This window comes from Mesorhizobium sp. M1050, from assembly GCF_040318715.1.
Classification (GTDB): Bacteria; Pseudomonadota; Alphaproteobacteria; order Rhizobiales; family Rhizobiaceae; genus Mesorhizobium.
Genome location: NZ_JAMYMV010000019.1, coordinates 1 through 20829 on the forward strand (window position 1 = coordinate 1; position 20829 = coordinate 20829).

Consider the following 20829-nt stretch of genomic DNA (forward strand, 5'->3'; position numbering starts at 1 on the left):
CAACGGGCCCGCCGGGCAATCTGGGCGCGCCCCCCCACCCCCGCGTGCGGGCCCGCCGTCATTTTCAAAACACCCGCCCCCCCACCTTCCGGGGGCGCGGGCCTTTCTTTCAGATGTTTTTGTCGTTCAGCCCTTCAGCTTTGCGTTGCACAGGCTGTAGAAGCCGCCGCCCTTCTGGATCCACTTGAGGCCGCCAAGCGCGTTGGCGTCCTTGAGGGCATAGTACTGGTCGAGGCAAGTATGCATGCGGCCCTTGCCGGGGGTCTCGCTGGCATATTTCGGCGAGATCGCGGACGGGAAAGTGACGCCCTTGGGCGCAACCGTGGTCGGCTTCGCCGGCTCTTTGGTGTAGCTCGCCTCGTCGGCGGCCGGCACGGTGTCGTCATCGGACGCGCTGGCGCCGCATTCGGTCTTGCGGAAGTCGTTCCACTTCATGCCTTTCAGCGTGTTGGCTGTCTTGGCAGCCTGATACTTCGTGCTGCATTCGGCCATGCTCAGACCTTTGCCGCTAGTATCGGCGGGAGCCGCGGCAGCCTTGGTGGTTGCCGGCTTGGCGGCGGCCGATGCACCGGCGGCGCATTCGGACTTGCGGAAGTCGTTCCACTTCATGCCGTTCAGCGTGCCGGCGGCCTTCGCCGCCTGATACTTGGCGCTGCATTCCTTCGCCGTCAGACCCTTGGCCGTGCTGTCGTCGGCCGCAGCGGCCGCCTTGGCCGGCTTCGTCTCGGCAGCCTTCTTGGTGTCGGCAGCTTTCTTGGTGTCGGCTGCCTTGGTGTCGGTTGCTTTGGTTTCGGTTGCCTTGGTGTCGGTCTTGGCCGCGGCGTCGGTGCCGCACTGGGCCTTGCGGAACTGGTTCCAGGTCGCCCCGGCGAGTGTCCCGGCATCCTTGGCGGCGTTGTATTTCGTGCTGCACTCGGCCATCGTCAGTGCGTTGGCGGGCGCGGCCAGAAACAAGGTCGCGACGGCGAGGCCGGTCAAAGTGGCAAGTCGGTGGATGAGCATAGCGTTTCTCCGTTGCAGCAGCCCATGTTACGTCCCGGCGAATCAATAACGCTCAACGGTCGGTTGCGCCAGATACTAAGTAGCGTATATATCGCCGAAAGCTGGGCTTTGCCGATAAGGTGATGAAATCGTTGCCCGTTGCCGGCTTCAGAGCAAGATTTTCCAGGTGCATCTGCGCTGAAAGGTTCGCATGACTGGTATTTTGCAGCATGGCAGTTTCAGCATGTTAGGTTGCAGCCATGTTGTGTGCAGTGCACAACAATGATTTTCTAAGGATTGGTAACATATAATCACACAATGTGATCATGGCGCCCTGGCCAATTGTGGCATGACGTGCCGGGGAAGAAACGTTGAGGAATCGGGCTAGCATGGCAGGGAATTATTTCGGCACGGACGGCATTCGCGGGCGTGCCAACAAGTTTCCGATGACCGCGGAAATCGCGATGCGGGTCGGCATGGCCGCCGGCCTCTCCTTCCAGCGCGGCAGCCACCGTCATCGCGTCGTGCTCGGCAAGGACACCAGGCTTTCCGGCTATATGATCGAGAATGCCATGGTCGCCGGTCTTTGTGCCGCCGGCATGGACGTGTTCCTGCTCGGCCCAATCCCGACTCCGGCGGTCGCCATGCTGGTGCGTTCGCTGCGCGCCGATATCGGCGTCATGATCTCGGCTTCGCACAATCCCTACTATGACAACGGCATCAAGCTGTTCGGACCCGACGGCTACAAGCTTTCCGACGAGATCGAGGAGCGCATCGAGAGCATGCTCGACAAGGACATCGAGCTGGCGCTCGCCGATTCCGACGGGCTTGGCCGCGCCAAGCGCGTCGACGGCGTGCATGACCGCTACATCGAATTCGCCAAGCGCACCTTGCCGCGCTCGATGTCACTCTCCGGACTCAGGATCGTCGTCGATTGCGCCAATGGCGCGGCCTACAAGGTGGCGCCCGAGGCGCTGTGGGAACTGGGCGCCGAAGTCGTCGCCATCAATGTCGAGCCCAACGGCTTCAACATCAACAAGGAATGCGGCTCGACCCATCCCGCCGGCCTGCAGAAGAAGGTGCACGAAGTGCGCGCCGACATCGGTATCGCGCTCGACGGCGATGCCGACCGGGTCGTCATCGTCGATGAGAACGGGGCGATTGTCGACGGTGACCAGATCATGGCACTGATTGCCGAATCCTGGCATCAGAGCGGGCGGCTTGCCGGCGGCGGCGTCGTTTCGACGGTCATGTCCAATCTCGGCCTCGAGCGCTTCCTCGGCGACATGAAGCTGCAATTGCACCGCACCAAGGTCGGCGACCGTTATGTCGTCGAGCATATGCGCGCGCACGGGCTGAATGTCGGCGGCGAACAATCCGGCCATATCGTGCTGTCGGACTTCTCGACCACCGGCGACGGCCTGGTCTCGGCGCTGCAGGTACTGGCCTGCATCAAGCGGCAGGGGCGGCCGGTCAGCGAACTGTCGAAGAAGTTCGAACCGGTGCCGCAGCTACTGAAGAACGTCCATATTTCCGGCGGCAAGCCGCTCGAACAAGCGCCGGTCAAGGCAGCCATCGAGGATGCCCGTAACCGCCTCGGCAAGGCTGGGCGGCTGGTTATCCGACCCTCCGGCACCGAGCCGCTGATCCGCGTCATGGCCGAGGGCGACGACCCGCAATTGGTCGAGTCCGTCGTCAATGGTATCGTTGAGGTTATCTCCGAAACGCGCAGCGCAGCTTAATCACAAGCCCGCCCGCGAGGGTGCCGCACTCATATCTTCGCCAGCTCAAGCCCGCCCTTCCGGCGGGCTTTTTTGGTCGGTGCGGCGGTCGATTCCGACTTCCTGAAAACCGCTCAGCGATCCCTTGAAGTGTCGGGATTCGTGGTTAAGCAACAGGGTTAAACGCCTTTTAACCTTTGCACTTCATTATCCACGACTGAAAAGCAATTGCATTCGGACCGATGGCCGTTCCGAACTTCTCAGGGGTGACAAGCATGTTCAATACAGCCAGAAAGGTCCTGCTCGCCTTACTGTTCGCAGGTCTGGCAGGACCACTGTTCGCGGCCGACCTGCCGGAACCGGTGGTCGAGGAGGCTCCGCCTCCGGCCGTCTACGAGCAGCCGGTCGAAGTCGGCGGCTGGTACATCCGCGGCGACATCGACTATCACAAGTCGACCCTGCGCGGCATCGACTACATGACCTACACCGTCGATCCCTGTAACTGTACGGTCATTCCCGGCAGCAAGAGTTTCGACTTCGGCAAGCTCAAGGGCGGTTTCTCGCTCGGTGCCGGCGTCGGCTACAAGATCAACGACCATTTCCGTACCGATCTGACAGCCGACTACTGGTTCAAGTCGAACTTCAACGGCGGCACATCGGATATCAACGGAACATCGACCGAAGTGTCGAAAATGAGCGCCTTGCTGCTGCTGGCCAACGCCTATGTCGATCTCGGCACCTATAGTGGCATCACGCCTTACGTCGGCGCCGGCATCGGCGGTGCGCGCGTCAAGTGGGATACTGTCTACGACCCGAACACCACCGAGACCAACCCGGGAGCGTCCAACTGGCGCTTCGCCTACGCTCTGATGGCCGGCGCTTCCTACTGCCTGACCGACAAGATCATCCTCGACGCGGGCTATCGCTTCAGCCACATCCAGGGCGGCCGAATGTTCGAATGGGATGTCAGCAGCTCCGGCCCCGGCTTCGATCGCGGCATCAACACACACGAGGTTCGCGGTGGCCTGCGTTACCAGTTCGGCGGCAGCAACGGTTGCGCAGCGCCGGTCGTGGCCTACCAGCCCGAACCCGAGCCGATCTACACCAAGTAACACCCGGCATTACCTGAAATTCTCGTGAGCCGCCCGGCACCAGCCGGGCGGCTTTCGTTTGGGCCCCATGTAATGAAAGCTCGCCCGAAATGAATTCGCTAACGCTCTGTTAGCCTTAACCGGCACTTAACCACTATGGTTAACAATGCTCCCTGAAACGATGGCTGCCGTTGCTATTGCCAGCGGGCCAAATTCGGGAGTCGGGGACCATGAGAATCATTTCGCGTGCGGCGCTGGCGCTTGGCGCTTTAGCCCTCTTGCCGCTGGCGCCCTTGCATGCTGCCGACTACAATCCGCCGATCTATGTCGACCAGGCGCCCGACTATGTGCCGGTCGAGGTCGGCTCCGGCTGGTATTTGCGCGGCGATATCGGTTACGCCTTCAGTCATCCGTTCAAACATGAGGAAACATCGAGCGGTTCGCTCGACAGTTTTACTGATGAGAGCAGCCTTTTCACGGGCAGCATCGGTATGGGCTATCATGTTAACGACTATCTCAGGGTCGAGCTGAACGGCGGGATTCTACCAACCGACAAATTCGGCGAGCACGCGAAGCTCGCCGCCACCTGCGACGGTCATACGCTCCAGGCCGACGGATTTGGAAATATCAATTCCGTTCCGGTCTCACAGGCATGCGATCTCTCCGACAACGCCTCCAACAAAGGCTACAGCATCATGGCCAACGGCTATGTGGATCTGGGCACTTACGTTGGGCTCACTCCCTATATCGGCGGTGGCATTGGTCTTGCTTACAACAAATATTTCAGAAGCATAGGCGCACGCGACTGCGTGGAAACACCGACCAATTCCGGCGGCACCGGCGGGTTTTTCTGCGACGATCCCGCCGGCTATGAAGGTCAGACCGACAGCGAGGGCAAGTTCAACCTAGCCTACTCGATCGGTGCAGGACTTTCCTATCAGGTCACCAAAAACGTTTCTGTAGATCTCGGCTACGAATATTTCTCGGTGCCGAGCGCAAAATACGTCGCCTTTGATGGCGGTGCCTTCAATATCCGCAAGGGTATCGACTACCAGACGGTCAAGCTCGGGCTGCGTTATGACCTCTGGTAGGTGCTACGCATAAGAAGAACAGGATGGGCGGATCCTCGGGTCCGCCGCTCCCGGTTTTGCGCCGTGACATTTTCGTACAGATCGCCGGTATCCTGCTCGCGACAAAAACTTTCCTCTTGACGCCCGAGGCCTGAACGCATATCGCCGTCCGTGGGCCACCCCTCCCCAACGAGGGGCCACTATCTGGAAGGATAGACCACGATGACGACGCATGCGAAGCCCGGACTGCGTCCGGCAAACCCTAATTTTTCCTCAGGTCCCTGCGCGAAGCGTCCCGGCTGGTCAGTCGAGGCCCTGAAAACTGCAGCGCTCGGCCGTTCCCATCGCGCCAAAATCGGCAAGGCCAAGCTCGAACAGTCGATTTCGCTAACGCGGGAAATTCTCCAGGTCCCGGCGGACTACCGCATCGGCATCGTGCCGGCATCGGACACCGGCGCGGTCGAGATGGCGCTGTGGTCGCTGCTCGGCGAGCGCGGCGTCGACATGGTCGCCTGGGAGAGCTTTGGCTCCGGCTGGGTCACCGACGTGGTCAAGCAATTGAAGCTCGCCGACGTGCGCAAGATCGAAGCCGGCTACGGCGAACTGCCCGACCTCACGAAGATCGATTTCGACCGCGATGTGGTCTTCACCTGGAACGGCACCACGTCCGGCGTGCGCGTGCCGAACGGCGATTTCATCCCTGCGGATCGCCAGGGCCTGACCATCTGCGACGCGACTTCGGCTGCCTTCGCACAGAGGCTCGACTTTGAAAAACTCGATGTCGTCACCTTCTCCTGGCAGAAGGTGCTGGGCGGCGAGGGCGCGCACGGCATGCTCATCCTGTCGCCCCGCGCCGTCGAGCGGCTGGAAACGTACAAGCCTTCATGGCCGCTGCCGAAAATCTTCCGCATGACCTCGGGCGGCAAGCTGATCGAGGGCATTTTCAAGGGCGAGACCATCAACACCCCCTCGATGCTGTGCGTCGAGGACTATCTCGATGCGCTCAGCTGGGCGAAGTCGATTGGGGGCCTCGGCGCGCTGATCGCCAGGGCGGACGCCAATGCGGCTGTCCTCGATCGCTTTGTCGCCAGATCCGCGTGGCTCGGTCATCTCGCCGTCCAGCCGGCGACGCGGTCGAACACGTCCGTATGTCTGTCCTTCACCGATCCGGATGTGTCCGCGCTCGATGCCGATGGGCAAGCGGCTTTCGCCAAGGGACTGGTGTCGGTGCTCGACAAGGAAGGTGTCGCCTACGACATCGGCGCCTATCGCGACGCACCGCCCGGCCTGCGCATCTGGTGCGGCGCGACCGTCGAGACGTCGGATCTCGAAGCATTGCTGCCTTGGCTCGACTGGGCCTTCGCTGCGCAGAAGGCGTCGCTGAAAGCGGCGGCCTGAGATTTTCAGTGGCGGCCTTCGGCCGCCCATATCCCAACAATCCATCTCAAGGAGGCCGCTATGGCGCCCCGCGTTCTCGTCTCAGACAAACTCTCTCCCACAGCCGTGCAGATCTTCAAGGATCGCGGCGTCGAGGTCGACTATCTGCCCGATCTCGGCAAGGACAAGGAAAAGCTGCTCGAAGTGATCGGCCAGTATGATGGCCTCGCCATCCGCTCGGCGACCAAGGTCACCGAAAAGTTGATCAATGCCGCCACGAAGCTCAAAGTCGTCGGCCGCGCCGGCATCGGCGTCGACAATGTCGACATCCCGGCGGCGAGCCGCAAGGGCATCATCGTGATGAACACGCCCTTCGGCAATTCGATCACGACAGCCGAACATGCGGTGGCGATGATCTTCGCGCTTGCCCGCCAGATCCCGGAGGCCAACGCTTCGACCCATGCCGGCAAATGGGAGAAGAACCGCTTCATGGGCGTTGAAATCACCGGCAAGACGCTGGGCGTCATCGGCTGCGGCAACATCGGCTCGATCGTCGCGACGCGCGGCGTCGGCCTGAAGATGCATGTCGTCGCCTTCGACCCGTTCCTGTCGGACAAACGCGCCGAGGAACTCGGCGTCGAGAAGGTCGAACTGGACGAGCTTTTCGCCCGCGCCGACTTCATCACGCTGCACACGCCGCTGACCGACAAGACGCGCAACATCATCGACGCCGCGGCAATCGCCAAGATGAAGAACGGCGTACGCATCATCAACTGCGCCCGCGGCGGGCTGATCGTCGAGGCCGACCTGGTGGCGGCGCTGAAGAGCGGCAAGGTGGCAGGCGCGGGCGTCGACGTGTTCGAGGTCGAGCCGGCCGAGCAGAACGCGTTGTTCGGCATGGAGAATGTCGTGGCGACGCCACACCTCGGCGCCTCGACGGCGGAAGCGCAAGAGAATGTCGCGCTGCAGGTCGCCGAGCAGATGGCCGATTATCTGATCAAGGGTGCCGTCTCCAACGCCGTCAACATGCCGTCGATCACCGCCGAGGAAGCCCCGCGACTGAAGCCCTTCGTCAAGCTTGCCGAAGTGCTCGGCGCGTTTGTCGGCCAGGTCACCGAAGACCCGATCACGGAGGTCGAGATCCTGTTCGACGGCTCGACGGCGACAATGAACACGCGCGCGCTGATCAGTGCCGCGCTTGCCGGGCTGATCCGGCCGCAGGTCTCCGACGTCAACATGGTGTCGGCGCCGATCATGGTGAAGGAGCGCGGCATCATCGTTGCCGAGGTCAAGCGCGACAAGTCGGGCGTCTTCGACGGCTACATCAAGCTGACGGTAACGACCGAGCACAAGACGCGCTCGATCGCCGGCACCTGCTTCTCCGACGGCAAGCCGCGTTTCATCCAGATCAAGGGCATCAATCTCGATGCCGAGGTCGGCCAGCATATGCTCTACACGACCAATGCCGACGCGCCGGGCATCGTCGGCCTGCTAGGCACCGTCTGCGGCGAGAACGGCGTCAACATCGCCAACTTCCAGCTTGGCCGCAACCGGCCGGGAGGTGATGCCATCGCGCTGCTCTATCTCGACGCGCCGTTCCCGGAGGCCGTCCTGGAAAAGGTCAGGAAGCACAAGTCGATCGACTCGGCCAAACGGCTGCAGTTCGACATCAACGCCGTGTGATCCCGGACTTGCCGTGAAGGATCGAAAGGCGCGGCCTGGTCCGCGCCTTTTTGTTCAGCGTGTCCTGGCTGGTAGCAGATTTGCTGCCTTGCGCCCCCTGTATTCGGCAAGCCCGATGCCGCCCAGCACGAGCGCCAGCGCCAATGCCTGATAGAGCTGGAACGTCTCGCCGACGATCAGCACCGACAGCAGCGTGCCGAAGATCGGCACCAGATTGATGAACAGGCCGGCGCGGTTGGCGCCGATCAGTTCGTTGCCCCTGATGTAGAAGATCTGCGAGATCACCGAGGCGCCGATCGCGGTATAGACGATGACCGCCCAGCCGCGCGCGTCGGGCACGATAACCTTGCCGGCAGCAACCTCCCACAGGAAGAAGGGTACCGAGGTAACGAGAGCGGCAACCGACAGGGCGAGCATCAGGCTCTGCCAATGCATCACCGGTTTCAACCGCAGCCCGACCGAATAGCCGCTGTAGAGAAACACGGCGACCAGCATGATGGCGTCGCCGAAATTGAGCTCCAGCGTCAACAGCCGGCGCGGGTCGCCGTGGCAGGCGGTCAGGATCACGCCGGCGATGGTCAGAATGACGCCGACAATCTGCGCCCAGTTCACGCGCAGGCGGAAGAAGATGAAATTGGCTGTCATGATCAGGATCGGCATCGCCGCCTGTTCGATCGAGACGTTGATCGCCGTCGTATAGTTGAGCGCCGTGTAGAAGATGGTGTTGAACAGAGTGAAACCGCTGGCACCGAGGGCCGCAAGGATGACCCAGTGCTTGCGCACCACCGGCCAGTCCTTGCGTATCGTCTTCCAGCCGATCGGCAGCATGATCGCCGCGGCCAGCAACCAGCGTAGAAAGACCAGGGTCATCGGCGAGACGTGATCGACTGCCAACTTGCCGGCCACCGAGTTGCCGCCCCACAGCAAGGTGGTGAGCAGCAGGACTATGTAGGCGCTTCGATGCATGGTGGGATTCCGGCCGCGGGCCGCGGTGTTTGTCGGCCTATTGCCCCGGTGCGTCCAGGTAAATGATGTTAAGCCCGAAAATTGTTATGCCTCAGGGCATTTTCGGCGGCAAAGAAAGGTCGCGCTCGCGAGGTCTTGACGTTATAGAGGCCTGTCGTTTCGAACCATATTCAAGCCGCTTGGCGGCGTCTCAAGGGAAAAGAAGCATGGCCAATGTGGTGGTCGTCGGCTCGCAATGGGGCGATGAAGGCAAGGGCAAGATCGTCGACTGGTTGTCGGAGCGCGCGGATGTCGTGGTGCGTTTTCAGGGCGGCCACAATGCCGGCCACACGCTGGTCGTCGACGGCAAGGTCTACAAACTGTCGTTGCTTCCGTCGGGCGTCGTGCGCCAGGGCAAGCTGTCCATCATCGGCAATGGCGTCGTTTTCGACCCGCACGCTTTCGTCGCCGAAGTGGCCAAGCTCAAGGCGCAAGGTGTCGAGGTGACGCCGGACCGCCTGAAAATAGCCGAAAACACAGCGCTTATCCTGTCGCTGCACCGAGAACTGGACGGATTCCGCGAGGACGCAGCTTCCAATTCCGGAACGAAGATTGGCACGACCCGTCGTGGCATCGGCCCTGCCTATGAGGACAAGGTGGGCCGGCGCGCGGTCAGGGTGATGGATTTGGCGGATTTGGAAACGCTACCCTTGAAGGTCGACAGGCTGCTGACGCACCACAATGCGCTGCGTCGCGGGCTTGGCCATGCCGAAGTCACGCATGACGCCATCATGCAGGAATTAACCTCGGTCGGGCACGAGATCCTGCCCTATATGGACCGGGTCTGGAAAATCCTCGACGACAAGCGCCGGGCTGGTGAGCGCATCCTGTTCGAGGGCGCGCAAGGCACGCTGCTCGATATCGACCATGGCACCTATCCGTTCGTCACCTCGTCGAACACGGTCGCAGGACAGGCAGCCGCCGGCTCCGGCGTCGGCCCGGGCGCCATCGGCTATGTGCTCGGCATCACCAAGGCTTACACGACGCGCGTCGGCGAAGGTCCGTTCCCGACCGAGCAGAGGAACGAGGTCGGCGAATTCCTCGGCACGCGCGGCCACGAATTCGGCGTCGTCACCGGCCGCAAGCGACGCTGCGGCTGGTTCGACGCCGTGCTGGTGCGCCAGGCCGTCGCCGTCAACGGCATCAAGGGCATCGCGCTGACCAAGCTCGACGTGCTCGACGGGTTAGACGAGATCAAGGTCTGCACCGGCTACCGGCTCGATGGCGAGATGATCGACTATCTGCCGGCCAGCCAGGGCGCGCAGGCGCGTGTCGAACCGGTCTATGAGACGCTGGAGGGCTGGAAAGGCACCACCGCCGGCGCGCGCAGCTGGAACGACCTGCCGGCCCAGGCGGTCAAATATGTTCGCTACATCGAGGAGCTGATCGGTGCCCCGGTCGCGCTCCTTTCCACCAGCCCGGAACGGGACGACACGATACTTGTGACCGATCCGTTTCAAGACTAGTTTCTCAGCCTTTCCGGGCATAGCGGCTGATTTGCGGGGGCCGGCGCGGAAACAAAATACAGGTCGACTGAAGCATGGCAGATTTCGTTTTTGTTCTGAAGAAAGCGATAGACGGTCTCGGCGATCCGTCGCCAGAGATGCGGGCGAAGGTCTACGAAAAGGCCCGCTCTACGATCGCAGCGAAGATTGCCCAGCGCGATCCGCCGCTTTCGCCGGAGGATGTCGCAAAGCAGAAACGCGGTCTGGAAGATGCCATAGCGAACGTCGAGCGGGACTATGCCAAGAGCGTGCCGGAGACCGACCCGCTCGCGGAACTGGAACACATCTTTTCCTCGATCGATCGCAACAAGAACCAGCCAAGCCACACGCGGCAACCGGCCAAGGCGGAGCCGGCCTGGCCGGCACCGCCTGCGGCCAAGCCTGAACCTTATCAACCCGCGCCGCCACCTGCCGCCAAGGTCGAGCCAAGCTGGCAAAGGCCAACGCCGGCGCCTGCCCAGCCGGCTCGCGCCGATACGCCCCTTCCAGCTATGGACGCTGAGGAGGCCGACGACGGTGTCGATGTGTTTTCCAGCAACGAAGAGCCGGCGTCGGACACTTTCCAGCGCCTGCGCCCGGCGGAGCGTAAGCGCAGCTACGGCGGGCTGATCGCCGTCGCCGTCGCGCTTCTGGTCATCGCCGGTGCCGGCTACGGTATCTGGCTGAACAAGGACGCCTTCGGCAAGATGCTCGGGCTCGACGGCACCAAGGTCGCGACAAAGACCGAACCCGTGAAGCCGGCACCTGCCAAGCCGGCAACCACCGCCGCCGCGCCGGCGCCAGCGCCAGCAGCTGGCGGCACGGAAGCTGAAAGCACGAAATTCACCCAACGGCTGACGCCGCAAGGCAGTGAAGTCGACCCGGGCCCGGCCGGCGGACAAAGCGGCATCGGCGAAGGCGAATCGGTCGCTGCGCTGACCACGCCGCCCTCGGCGACCAACGCGCCGCCGATTTCCGCACCGGCCGCCGGCACTCCTCCCGCGGCTACGCCTCCGGCGGCAGGTGCCGCCCCCGCAACACCGCCTGCCAACGGAGCTGCCCCGGCGGCGCCGGCCAACGCCGCCGCCACTCCGCCAGCACCGGCGGGTGCTGCGCCGGCGGCACCGGCCACCGCGCCGGCGGAAACCGCGCTGCCGGTCGGCCAGAAGGCGATCTTCTACGAGGAGCGCACCAGCACCGCCCAGGGCTCGGCGGAGCCGGGCAACATCGTCTGGTCGCTGGTACAGGAATCGCCCGGTGGCGACCTGCCGCCAGAGCCGGCGATCCGCGCCGAGGCGACCATTCCCGGCAAGGACATCCAGTTGCGCATGACGATCCGCCGCAACACCGACCAGACACTGCCGGCCAGCCATATCATCGAGATGATCTTCCTGACGCCGGACGGCTTTGAAGGCGGAGGCGTCGACAACATTCTGCGTGTCGCCATGAAGGGTTCGGAACAGGATGCCGGCAGTCCGCTGATCGGCATTCCGGCCAAGATCGCCGACGGTTTCTTCCTCGTCGCGCTGAACGACACAAAGGCCGACGAAGACGCCAACATGACCTTGCTGCGTGGCCAGGACTGGATCGACGTGCCGGTCGTCTACAAGACCGGCCGGCGGGCATTGCTGACCATGGAAAAAGGCATTCCCGGCGAGAAGGTGTTCGACGAGGCGATCAAGGCCTGGCAGGCGAAGACGGCGGGCTGAGAAGGGCGCCGGCTGTGGTGCGCTCAGAAGCCTTGGAACAGCATGTCGAGTGCGGCGACGATGTCGTCGTGGTGCTTCATAAGGTTCAGTCGACTTTCGCCTAATTCACTGGCAGGAACGGTGGCAATCAGATGTGTTGCCATAACCAGCTTTCGACCGTTGATCTCAAAGATCGGATGAAGCTTTCGCATCGGCGGTGGAACAGTCGCGATCGGCAGAAGCGGGACGACCGCCCGCGTTTTGAAGTAGTCGAGGAGCTCGGACTGAACGTCGAGCAAATAGCGGCCCTCGATTTGATCGCCGAAGACATCATAGCGGGGCATCAGAATTGCCGGTACTCTTCCAGCGGAATGCCCTGTTTTTCGACATAGTCATTCCACGCGTCCATGGTGGCGCGGTTCTCAAGTTTCCATAGGCGCGCTTTTTCGGCCGCCACCGCTTCCGCGATGCCAGCCTCTGCAGCGCGAGAGACATTCACGTCAAGGCCCTTGGCTTCCCGCATGAGATTCGAATCGATCGATAGATTTGCTGGCTGACGGGTCGCATTCACGGCAATCTTACGCATAGTAGCCTCCGCAACATGCGCATAATATATGCGCACTTTCGCGTCGCTGCAATAATCAGAAGGTGCTGATGCGGTGAGACTACCCTTCCATCTCTTCGCGCAGCATCTCCAGTTCCAGCCATTCCTCCTCCAGTGCTGCCAGCGTGGCGCGCTCCTTGTCGAGCGCGGCGATCGTCTTCTGGAACGAGGCCGGATCGCGCTCGTAATAGGCCGGATCGGCGATGTTGTTCTCGAGCCTTGAGATCGACGCCATCACAGCTTCGATTTTCTTGGGCAGCGATTCCAGCGCGAATTTCTGCTTGAACGACAGCTTCTTCGCCGGCCCCTTTGGCGTTGTGGACTCGCTCTTGCCTGGTGCGGGCGCTTCACCGTTTTCGGCCTTCGCCCGTGCCTTGCGGTCGTCCAGCCTGGTGCCGCCGCGCTGCGCCAGCATGTCGGAATAACCGCCGGCATATTCGATCCAGCGGCCGTCGCCATCCGGCGCGATCAGGCTGGTCACGGTGCGGTCGAGGAAATCACGGTCGTGGCTGACCAGGATGACCGTTCCGGCAAACCCGGCGACCAGTTCCTGCAGAAGCTCCAGCGTCTCCATGTCGAGATCGTTGGTCGGCTCATCGAGTACCAGAAGGTTTGCCGGCCGGGCCAGCACGCGCGCCAGCAACAGCCGCGCTCGCTCGCCGCCGGACAGTTCTCGCACCGGCGTGCGCGCCTGCTCCGGCTTGAACAGGAAATCCTTCATGTACGAGACGACATGGCGTTGCTCGCCATTGATGACGAGGTTCTCGCCGCGTCCGTCGGTAAGATACTGCGCCAAGGTCTCCTGCGGGTCGACCGCCTCGCGCTTCTGGTCGAGCGTGGCGATTTCCAGATTGGTGCCGAGCCGCACCGAACCGGCATCGGGCTTCATCTCGCCGGTCAGCATCTTAAGCAGCGTCGTCTTGCCGGCACCGTTCGGCCCGACCAGGCCGACACGGTCGCCGCGCTGGATGCGGGTCGAAAACCCCTTGACCACGGTGAGATCGCCAAAGCTCTTCTCGATATTCTTGGCCTCGATCACCAGCTTGCCGGATTCTGCGGCATCGCTGGCCACCATGGTGGCCGATCCTTCGGCCCCGCGATGCCCGCGAAAACGTTGGCGCATGGTCTGCAATTCGCCCAACCGGCGCATGTTGCGCTTGCGCCGCGCCGTCACGCCGTAGCGCAGCCAGTGCTCCTCACGCACGATCTGGCGGCCAAGCTTGTGCTGCTCGCGCTCTTCTTCCTCCAGCACCAGATCGCGCCATTCCTCGAAATGGCCAAAGCCCTTGTCCAACCTGCGGGTCTGGCCGCGATCGAGCCAGACCGTGGCGCGCGATACACGCTCGAGAAAGCGGCGGTCGTGCGAGATGACGATCAGTGCCGACGAGGTGCGGACAAGCTCCTCCTCCAGCCATTCGATCACGGATAGATCGAGATGGTTGGTCGGCTCATCGAGCAGCAGGATGTCGGGTTCGGGCGCCATGACGCGGGCAAGGGCGGCGCGCCTCGCCTCGCCGCCGGATAGGTCGTTGGGCCGCTCCTCGCCAGACAAGCCGAGATGCTCCATCAGATAGCTGGCGCGGTACGGGTCGTCGGCGGGGCCAAGTCCGGCCTCGACATACGCCCGAACACTGGCAAAACCCTCCATGTCGGGCATCTGCGGCAAATAGCGTATGGTCGCCGAAGGCTGGCGGAACACCTCGCCGTCCTGCGGCTCGATCAGGCCGGCGGCTATCTTCAGCAGCGTCGACTTGCCCGACCCGTTGCGGCCGACCAGCGCGATCTTGTCGCCTGCCGACGCCGTCAAGGCGGCACCATCGAGCAGCGGCGCGCCGCCGAAGGTCAGTTTTATACCGTCGAGATTGAGAAGGGGCGGGGCCATATCAGCTTTCAGGCAAGGGATAGGGATGGGCGAGCAGTATCGCGCGGCCGTGGCCCAGCGCGATTTCGAGGCGGCCCCTGACCTCATTGGAAATGGTCAGCGACGAGCCAAACGCCACCCCCACGTGGTTCAGCGGCCATTTGGCGCCGGTGACGGTCAGGCCGGCGAGTTGGGAAAAGCCGAGCACCGAAAACAACGTGCCGTCGGCATAGTCGAAGCCAGCCTTGCCGTGGAGCAGGGGGACACCCTCCTGCGCGCCGCTGGTTAAAAGCACATCCGTCCCGGCCTCGGCCAGCCGCAGGGCCAGCGCCAGATGCAGGAAGGCGTGGTCGGCGCGCTTGCCGCCGAAGGCGCCGGCGAGCACCAGGCTGGTCGCGCCGAGCTCCAGTGCGGCGGCGATGGCCAGTTCGCCATCAGTCTTGTCCTTTTCGGCCGGGAAAGTCCGGCGGGGAACAGTCGCGAGATCGTCCGGCAGGTTGGCCGGCACGGAATCGAAATCCCCCACCCACAGCTCCGGGACAAGGCTGAGCAGTCGCGCATGGCCGATGCCGGCGTCGGCGGCAATCACGCGGGAGCCTTCGACCTGGCGGTCGAGCCGTGGCGTGCGGATGAGGTCGCCGCCAAGCAGGATGGTGAATGTGCTCATATCGTGTGGCCCTTACCAGCCCGGCAACGGAAACGGAAGGCGGCAAACTCCCACTTGCGTGGGGGATCGGCCCGGCCTATGTGTCGAAACGCTCTAACGGGGTGCCGGACGCGATCTTCGCGGACCGGCTGAGAGGCAGTCTCGCCAACCCGCTGAACCTGATCCGGTTTGTACCGGCGGAGGGATTAGACGTTTCGGACAGTCCGACGCCTCAATTCCTTTCAATTCGAACGAAGGAGGCGCCGATGCGCACGCTCTTATACGCTCTTGTCTCAGCCATGACCTTGGTCTTGTCCGGACCGGCCTTGGCCAAGGACAAACTCACCGTCTACACCTATGAAAGCTTCACCGCCGACTGGGGTCCGGGTCCCGTGGTGAAGAAGGAATTCGAGGCCGAATGCGGTTGCGATGTCGAGTTCGTCTCGGTCGCCGACGGCGTCGCGCTGCTCAACCGCGTCAGGCTGGAAGGCGCATCGACCAAGGCTGATATCGTGCTCGGCCTCGACACCAATCTGACCGCCGACGCCAAGGCCACCGGCCTGTTCGCACCGCATGGCGCGGTGGCGGACGTCTCTGTGCCGGGCGGCTGGAGCGACGACACTTTTGTCCCCTTCGATTACGGCTATTTCGCTGTCGTCTACGACACCGAGAAGCTGAAGAGTCCGCCGAAGAGCCTGAAGGAACTGGTCGAAGGCAGCACCGACGACAAGATCGTCATTCAGGATCCGCGCACCTCGACGCCGGGCCTTGGCCTGCTGTTGTGGGTCAAGTCTGTCTATGGCGACAAGGCGCCGGAGGCCTGGGCCAAGCTGAAGGCGAAGGTGCTGACGGTGACGCCGGGCTGGAGCGAGGCCTACGGCCTGTTCACCAAGGGCGAAGCGCCGATGGTGCTGTCCTATACGACCTCGCCGGCCTACCACATGGTCGCCGAAAAGACAGAGCGCTACCAGGCTGCCTCTTTCGAGGAGGGCGAATATCTGCAGATCGAGGTCGCGGGCATCACCACGACAGGGGCCAAGAACCCGCTGGCGGCAAAGTTCATGGCCTTCATGACAGGGCCGAAATTCCAGGATGCCATCCCAGAAACCAACTGGATGTTCCCGGCCGGGAAGACCGGCAAGCCGCTCAACCCGGCCTTCGACAAACTGGTCAAGCCGACCAAGACATTGTTGTTCAGCCCCGAGCAGGTCGCCGCCAACCGCAAGGCCTGGGTGGATGAGTGGCTGACGGCGATGAGCAAGTAGGGCTCAGCCACATCGGATGTTTGCGCCAAGCCACCCCCCTCTGGCCTACCGGCCATCTCCCCCTCAAGGGGGGAGATCAGCTGCTTTGCTGGCGGCTCGTCCCCGGCAACGTCGGAGGTTGGCGAAGGCATGGGTAACGGCTAATCTCCCCCCTAGCGGGGGAGACGTCCGGCAGGACGGAGGGGGGCGCGACGGAGCGCGGCCTTCGCTAAGAACCTCAAGTCAGGTGGCCCAGCGTGCAACGCGCGCCTGACCCCCGCATCACCACCGGCATCCTGGCGCTCGCCGCCATCGCGCTGCTCATCGGCGGCGCATTTGCCGGCCTGCTTTTCGAAGGCGGCCACGACCTCTCTGGCGCCTGGGCAGCCTTCGATCCCTATCTCCTGCGCGTCGTGCGCTTCACGCTCTGGCAAGCGGTATTGTCGACGCTGCTCTCCGTCGTGCCTGCACTGTTCGTCGCACGCGCTATGTCGCGGCACCCACGCTTCTTCGGCCGCGCCTTCATCCTGCAACTGTTCGCCGTACCGTTGGCGCTGCCGGCCATCGTCGCGGCACTCGGCGTGCTGGCGCTTTATGGCCGCGCCGGCTATTTCGCAGGCGTGCTCACGGTGATCGGCGGTGGAAGCTGGCCGGGTATCTACGGCCTGTCGGGCATTCTCGTCGCCCATGTCTTCTTCAACCTGCCGCTGGCGACAAGGCTGTTCCTCGAGGCGCTGCAGACTATACCAGCCGACCAATGGCGGCTGGCGAGCCAGCTCGGCATGGTGGCGCGCCCGGCATTCAGGCTGATCGAATGGCCAACGCTGCGTGCCGCATTGCCGGGTGTCGCCGGGCTTATCTTCATGCTCTGCATCACATCCTTCACGATCGTGCTGACGCTCGGCGGCGGGCCGGCCGCGACGACGCTGGAGGTCGGCATCTACCAGGCGCTGCGCTTCGATTTCGATCCCGCGCGGGCGGTGACACTGACGCTGCTGCAGATAGTCCTGACCTTTATCGTGGTGCTGGCCCTGACGCGGCTTGGCGCCAATGTGGTCGGCGACACCAACCTGCCAGTTGCCCAACGCCGCTATCTCTCCGTCAACAGGAGCGAGAGCTGGCTGAACGCCATGCTCATTGCCTTGGCGCTGCTGTTCGTCGTCGGGCCGATGGCAGCGACGGTGACGGCCGGGTTGAGTGCCGACCTCTGCCGGCTGGCCGGTGAGGCCACTGTCCGACAGGCTGCTCTGACCAGTGCGGTGCTGGCCTTGCTGTCTGCACTGCTCTCGGTGATGCTGTCGCTGGCGCTGACCATGGCGCGGCGGGCACTGGCGTTGAAACGCCGGGCTGGCCCCCGGACAATGCTTGAGCATGTCACGGATACAGGCGCCGGCTTTGTCCTGGTCGTGCCGCCGATCGTCATCGGCGCCGGCTGGTTCCTTTTGCTGCGCCATGTCGGCGACGTCTTCGCCATCGCCCCGGTCATGGTCGTCACCGTCAACGCGGTGATGGCGATGCCGTTCGCCCTGCGCGCCGTCCGTCCCGCCTACGATGCGGCCAGCGAGCGTCACGAACGGCTCTGCGCACAGCTCGGCATTGCGGGCTGGAACCGGTTGGTGCTGGTCGACTGGCCGTCGCTGCGGCGGCCGCTCGCCACCGCCTTCGCTTTCGCCATGGCCCTTTCGCTCGGCGACCTGGGCGTCATTGCCTTGTTCGGCAGTGGTTCCGTGCAGACATTGCCCTACCTTCTCCTGGCGCGCATGGGCAGCTACCGCACCGCGGATGCCGCCGGCCTGGCACTGCTGCTGGGCCTCGTCTGCCTCGCGCTGATCGTGGCAGCGCACTGGCTGGGAAGGGAGAGGGTCCGGGATGCTTGATGGAGAGGCCAGCGGGCTTAAAAAAGGCGCGCCGGTGCGGCTGGACAGGGTGTCGTTCAGCTACGGCGAGATGCCGCTCGTCTTCGACGTCGAGTTCGCCACGTCGAAGATCACCGCCATCATGGGGCCGAGCGGGTCGGGCAAGTCGACCCTGCTCAATCTGGTCGCCGGCTTCGAGGCCCCACAGTCGGGCCGCGTGCTGATCGGCGGCGCCGACGTCAGCGCCGAGCCGGCCTCGGCGCGCCCGGTATCGATGGTGTTCCAGGAGAACAATCTCTTCGCCCATCTTTCCGTCGAGCAGAATGTCGGGCTCGGCCGCTCGCCAGCCTTGCGGCTGACCGAGGCGGACCGCGCCGCGATCGCCGATGCACTTGCGCGCACCGGTCTTGGGGGCAAGGAAAAGCGCTTGCCGCGCGAACTTTCCGGCGGGGAACGCCAGCGCGTCGCATTGGCCCGCGTTCTGGTGCGCGACCGGCCGGTGCTGCTGCTCGATGAACCCTTCGCGTCGCTCGGGCCCGCTTTGCGCGACGATATGCTGGATATGGTCGCCGCCGTTCATGCCGAGCGGGGCATGACGGTGCTGTTTGTCACCCACCAGCCTGAAGACGCTCGCCGTATCGGCGAGCACGTGGTGTTTCTCGACAATGGGATGGTCGCGGCAATCGGCAAGGCAGATGATTTCTTCATCGGGGCTGGTCCCGAAGTGTTCCGGCGCTATATCGGCGCCAGTGGCGGCGTATCACGAGATATTGCCCGGAAGCGGACATAATTTACGGTCAAACCGGCTCCAGGCGATGTGGCGCTTGCTTGCCATGACTGGAGGAGTGTGGCTAGGTCCGCCCTGCTGGTCCGGCACAGGACGTGATTTGCCTGCAGCATCCGCCGCCCGCCCGAGGGACGTGCAACGGATGCTGCAGCAGTTTAAGATAGCGCATGACGTGTTCCGCAAATCGCCCCCGGTTTTCGTGGTCATGCGCCGGGACCCGAAAGGAAACCGTTCTGGCGATCGGCGTTGATAGACTACGAATGAATCCGCTGGCGCGTTTTCTTGCGCTGGCCGGTTTTGCCGTGGCGCTGGCGAGCTGCCAGATGTTCATGCCGCCGGAAGTACAGGAGTCCGGCTTCCAGCCTTCCGACAAGCCGATCACGGTCGACAATGTTGGCGCCAACAACAAGCTCGCCGAACTGGCCAAGGCGCAGCACCCGCGCATCCTGGCGACTTATGGCGGCGAATATTCCGACCCCAAGCTCGAGCGCATGGTCGCCAAGGTGGTCGGCAATCTGACGGTGGTGTCTGCCAACCCGACGCAGACCTATCGCATCACCATCCTGAATTCGCCCAACGTCAACGCCTTCGCGCTGCCCGGCGGCTATCTCTACATCACCCGGGGCCTGCTGGCGCTGGCCAATGATTCGGCTGAGCTTGCCGCTGTCATCGCCCATGAAATGGGCCACGTCACCGCCAATCACGGCCTGCAGCGCCAGCAGCTGGAGGCCGAGGAGGGCCTGGCGACGAAAGTGGTTTCCGATGTGCTGGGCGACAGCCCGACCGCCAAGGCGGCGCTGATCCGCGGCAAGCTGAGGCTGGCGCAATTCTCCCGCAACCAAGAGCTGGAAGCCGACGCCATCGGCATCAAATCGATCGGCGAAGCCGGCTACGATCCTTTCGCCGCCGGCCGCTTCCTGCAGTCGATGTCGGCCTATACGGACTTTCGTTCGATCAGCGGCGCCACCGATGCCAGCCTCGACTTCCTGGCCACGCACCCCAACACGCCGCAGCGCATCGATCTGGCGCAGCGCCATGCCCGCCAGTTCGGCGCGCCGGGCGTCGGCTCGCGCGACCGCGATTCCTTCCTCGCCGGCATAGACGGCCTGCTTTATGGCGACACGCCTGAAGAAGGCTATGTGCGCGGCGAAACCTTCCTGCATCCGGGCCTCGGCGTGTCCTTCTCGGTGCCGCAGGGTTTCATCATCGACAATTCGGCGGCCGCGGTGACGGCAACCGGTCCCGGCGATATGGCGATCCGCTTCGACGGCGTCTCGATCGACAAGAACCGCGCGCTGACCGACTATATCCGCAGCGGCTGGGTGGCCGGCCTCGACGACAGCAGCGTCAAGCAGGAGACGATCAACGGCAACGAGGCGGCGACGGCGCATGCCGGCGCCGAAGGATGGCAGTTCGACATTGCCGTGATCCGTGCCGGCGGTCAGGTCTACCGGCTGTTGACTGCGGCACCTTCGGCCAGCACCTCGCTGGATGCGGTCGCGCGTTCGGTCAGCGGATCTTTCCGTATCCTGAGTGCTGCCGAAAAGGCCGCGTTGAAGCCACTGCATATCCGCGTCGTCACCGTCCAGCCAGGGCAGACGATGGGTTCGCTTTCGGCTCAGATGGTTGGCGTCGATCGCAAGCTCGACCTGTTCCGCGTGCTCAATGCGCTGTCGCCGGGCGCCGCGGTTTCTGCCGGCGACAAGGTCAAGATCGTCACCGACAAATAAG

Annotated in this window: 17 protein-coding genes and 1 riboswitch; of the genes, 11 read left to right on the top strand and 6 right to left on the bottom strand. The window is 63.4% G+C overall.

The genetic code is table 11. The features are described from left to right. Positions 1 to 126: 126 nt before the first annotated feature. Positions 127 to 1002, bottom strand: coding sequence for a hypothetical protein (locus NKH57_RS13225; RefSeq protein ID WP_352944669.1), 876 nt, complete (start codon positions 1000 to 1002; stop codon positions 127 to 129). A gap of 368 nt (positions 1003 to 1370) precedes the next feature. On the opposite strand from NKH57_RS13225, the gene glmM reads away from it, so the two are divergent. The 5 genes from glmM (at position 1371) to serA (ending at position 7923) form a co-directional block, all read left to right on the top strand. After that, complete coding sequence (gene glmM / locus NKH57_RS13230; protein WP_352605727.1) at positions 1371 to 2723, top strand: phosphoglucosamine mutase; 1353 nt, start codon at positions 1371 to 1373, stop codon at positions 2721 to 2723. A 254-nt stretch (positions 2724 to 2977) separates the two neighbouring features. Then, entirely contained in the window at positions 2978 to 3814 is an 837-nt protein-coding gene (locus tag NKH57_RS13235) for an outer membrane protein (protein ID WP_352605729.1), read from the top strand. A gap of 170 nt (positions 3815 to 3984) precedes the next feature. Next, entirely contained in the window at positions 3985 to 4884 is a 900-nt protein-coding gene (locus NKH57_RS13240) for an outer membrane protein (RefSeq protein ID WP_352944672.1), read from the top strand. 201 nt (positions 4885 to 5085) lie between these two features. After that, positions 5086 to 6261, top strand: coding sequence for a phosphoserine transaminase (locus NKH57_RS13245; RefSeq protein ID WP_352944674.1), 1176 nt, complete (start codon positions 5086 to 5088; stop codon positions 6259 to 6261). A 60-nt stretch (positions 6262 to 6321) separates the two neighbouring features. Beyond that, positions 6322 to 7923, top strand: a complete 1602-nt coding sequence (serA, locus tag NKH57_RS13250; RefSeq protein WP_352944676.1) for a phosphoglycerate dehydrogenase — start codon at positions 6322 to 6324, stop codon at positions 7921 to 7923. 54 nt (positions 7924 to 7977) lie between these two features. Here serA and NKH57_RS13255 read toward each other — a convergent pair whose 3' ends face one another. Continuing rightward, entirely contained in the window at positions 7978 to 8889 is a 912-nt protein-coding gene (locus NKH57_RS13255; RefSeq protein WP_352944678.1) for a DMT family transporter, read from the bottom strand. A 206-nt stretch (positions 8890 to 9095) separates the two neighbouring features. On the opposite strand from NKH57_RS13255, the gene NKH57_RS13260 reads away from it, so the two are divergent. Beyond that, positions 9096 to 10394, top strand: coding sequence for an adenylosuccinate synthase (locus NKH57_RS13260; RefSeq protein ID WP_023758667.1), 1299 nt, complete (start codon positions 9096 to 9098; stop codon positions 10392 to 10394). Between the two features lie 74 nt (positions 10395 to 10468). Next, on the top strand, positions 10469 to 12121 hold the full coding sequence (locus NKH57_RS13265; RefSeq protein ID WP_352944680.1) for a hypothetical protein: 1653 nt from the start codon (positions 10469 to 10471) through the stop codon (positions 12119 to 12121). Positions 12122 to 12144: 23 nt separating this feature from the next. On the opposite strand, the gene NKH57_RS13270 is transcribed toward NKH57_RS13265, so the two are convergent. From NKH57_RS13270 to NKH57_RS13285, 4 genes are all read right to left on the bottom strand, one after another. Then, a complete protein-coding gene (locus NKH57_RS13270) occupies positions 12145 to 12444 on the bottom strand; it encodes a CcdB family protein (RefSeq protein WP_023762867.1) in 300 nt (99 codons plus the stop codon). Continuing rightward, positions 12444 to 12686 (bottom strand): type II toxin-antitoxin system CcdA family antitoxin, encoded by a 243-nt coding sequence (locus tag NKH57_RS13275; protein ID WP_031261359.1) that lies wholly within the window; start codon positions 12684 to 12686, stop codon positions 12444 to 12446. Before NKH57_RS13275 ends, NKH57_RS13270 begins: the two co-directional genes overlap by 1 nt. A 79-nt stretch (positions 12687 to 12765) precedes the next feature. Next, positions 12766 to 14586 (bottom strand): ABC-F family ATP-binding cassette domain-containing protein, encoded by a 1821-nt coding sequence (locus tag NKH57_RS13280; RefSeq protein WP_352944683.1) that lies wholly within the window; start codon positions 14584 to 14586, stop codon positions 12766 to 12768. A 1-nt stretch (position 14587) separates the two neighbouring features. Then, positions 14588 to 15232 (bottom strand): thiamine diphosphokinase, encoded by a 645-nt coding sequence (locus tag NKH57_RS13285; protein ID WP_352727604.1) that lies wholly within the window; start codon positions 15230 to 15232, stop codon positions 14588 to 14590. A gap of 87 nt (positions 15233 to 15319) precedes the next feature. Then, positions 15320 to 15434: riboswitch (TPP riboswitch) on the top strand. A gap of 43 nt (positions 15435 to 15477) precedes the next feature. On the opposite strand from NKH57_RS13285, the gene thiB reads away from it, so the two are divergent. From thiB to NKH57_RS13305, 4 genes are all read left to right on the top strand, one after another. Next, positions 15478 to 16476, top strand: coding sequence for a thiamine ABC transporter substrate binding subunit (gene thiB, locus NKH57_RS13290; RefSeq protein ID WP_352944685.1), 999 nt, complete (start codon positions 15478 to 15480; stop codon positions 16474 to 16476). Between the two features lie 236 nt (positions 16477 to 16712). Beyond that, positions 16713 to 18332, top strand: coding sequence for a thiamine/thiamine pyrophosphate ABC transporter permease (gene thiP / locus NKH57_RS13295; RefSeq protein ID WP_352944687.1), 1620 nt, complete (start codon positions 16713 to 16715; stop codon positions 18330 to 18332). Further along, complete coding sequence (gene thiQ, locus NKH57_RS13300) at positions 18325 to 19101, top strand: thiamine ABC transporter ATP-binding protein (RefSeq protein WP_352944689.1); 777 nt, start codon at positions 18325 to 18327, stop codon at positions 19099 to 19101. The genes thiP and thiQ overlap by 8 nt, the downstream gene beginning before the upstream one ends. 257 nt (positions 19102 to 19358) lie before the next feature. Then, complete coding sequence (locus NKH57_RS13305) at positions 19359 to 20828, top strand: M48 family metalloprotease (RefSeq protein ID WP_023762874.1); 1470 nt, start codon at positions 19359 to 19361, stop codon at positions 20826 to 20828. The last annotated feature ends 1 nt before the right edge of the window (position 20829 follow it).

Bases quoted from the DNA above. Each gene is read 5' to 3' on its own strand.
- NKH57_RS13275 (WP_031261359.1), bottom strand. From the start codon at position 12,686: ATGCGTAAGATTGCCGTGAATGCGACCCGTCAGCCAGCAAATCTATCG.
- NKH57_RS13260 (WP_023758667.1), top strand. From the start codon at position 9,096: ATGGCCAATGTGGTGGTCGTCGGCTCGCAATGGGGCGATGAAGGCAAG.
- glmM (WP_352605727.1), top strand. From the start codon at position 1,371: ATGGCAGGGAATTATTTCGGCACGGACGGCATTCGCGGGCGTGCCAAC.
- NKH57_RS13285 (WP_352727604.1), bottom strand. From the start codon at position 15,232: ATGAGCACATTCACCATCCTGCTTGGCGGCGACCTCATCCGCACGCCA.
- NKH57_RS13305 (WP_023762874.1), top strand. From the start codon at position 19,359: ATGAATCCGCTGGCGCGTTTTCTTGCGCTGGCCGGTTTTGCCGTGGCG.
- NKH57_RS13280 (WP_352944683.1), bottom strand. From the start codon at position 14,586: ATGGCCCCGCCCCTTCTCAATCTCGACGGTATAAAACTGACCTTCGGC.
- NKH57_RS13255 (WP_352944678.1), bottom strand. From the start codon at position 8,889: ATGCATCGAAGCGCCTACATAGTCCTGCTGCTCACCACCTTGCTGTGG.
- thiB (WP_352944685.1), top strand. From the start codon at position 15,478: ATGCGCACGCTCTTATACGCTCTTGTCTCAGCCATGACCTTGGTCTTG.
- NKH57_RS13265 (WP_352944680.1), top strand. From the start codon at position 10,469: ATGGCAGATTTCGTTTTTGTTCTGAAGAAAGCGATAGACGGTCTCGGC.
- NKH57_RS13270 (WP_023762867.1), bottom strand. From the start codon at position 12,444: ATGCCCCGCTATGATGTCTTCGGCGATCAAATCGAGGGCCGCTATTTG.
- serA (WP_352944676.1), top strand. From the start codon at position 6,322: ATGGCGCCCCGCGTTCTCGTCTCAGACAAACTCTCTCCCACAGCCGTG.
- NKH57_RS13225 (WP_352944669.1), bottom strand. From the start codon at position 1,002: ATGCTCATCCACCGACTTGCCACTTTGACCGGCCTCGCCGTCGCGACC.
- NKH57_RS13235 (WP_352605729.1), top strand. From the start codon at position 2,978: ATGTTCAATACAGCCAGAAAGGTCCTGCTCGCCTTACTGTTCGCAGGT.
- NKH57_RS13245 (WP_352944674.1), top strand. From the start codon at position 5,086: ATGACGACGCATGCGAAGCCCGGACTGCGTCCGGCAAACCCTAATTTT.
- thiQ (WP_352944689.1), top strand. From the start codon at position 18,325: ATGCTTGATGGAGAGGCCAGCGGGCTTAAAAAAGGCGCGCCGGTGCGG.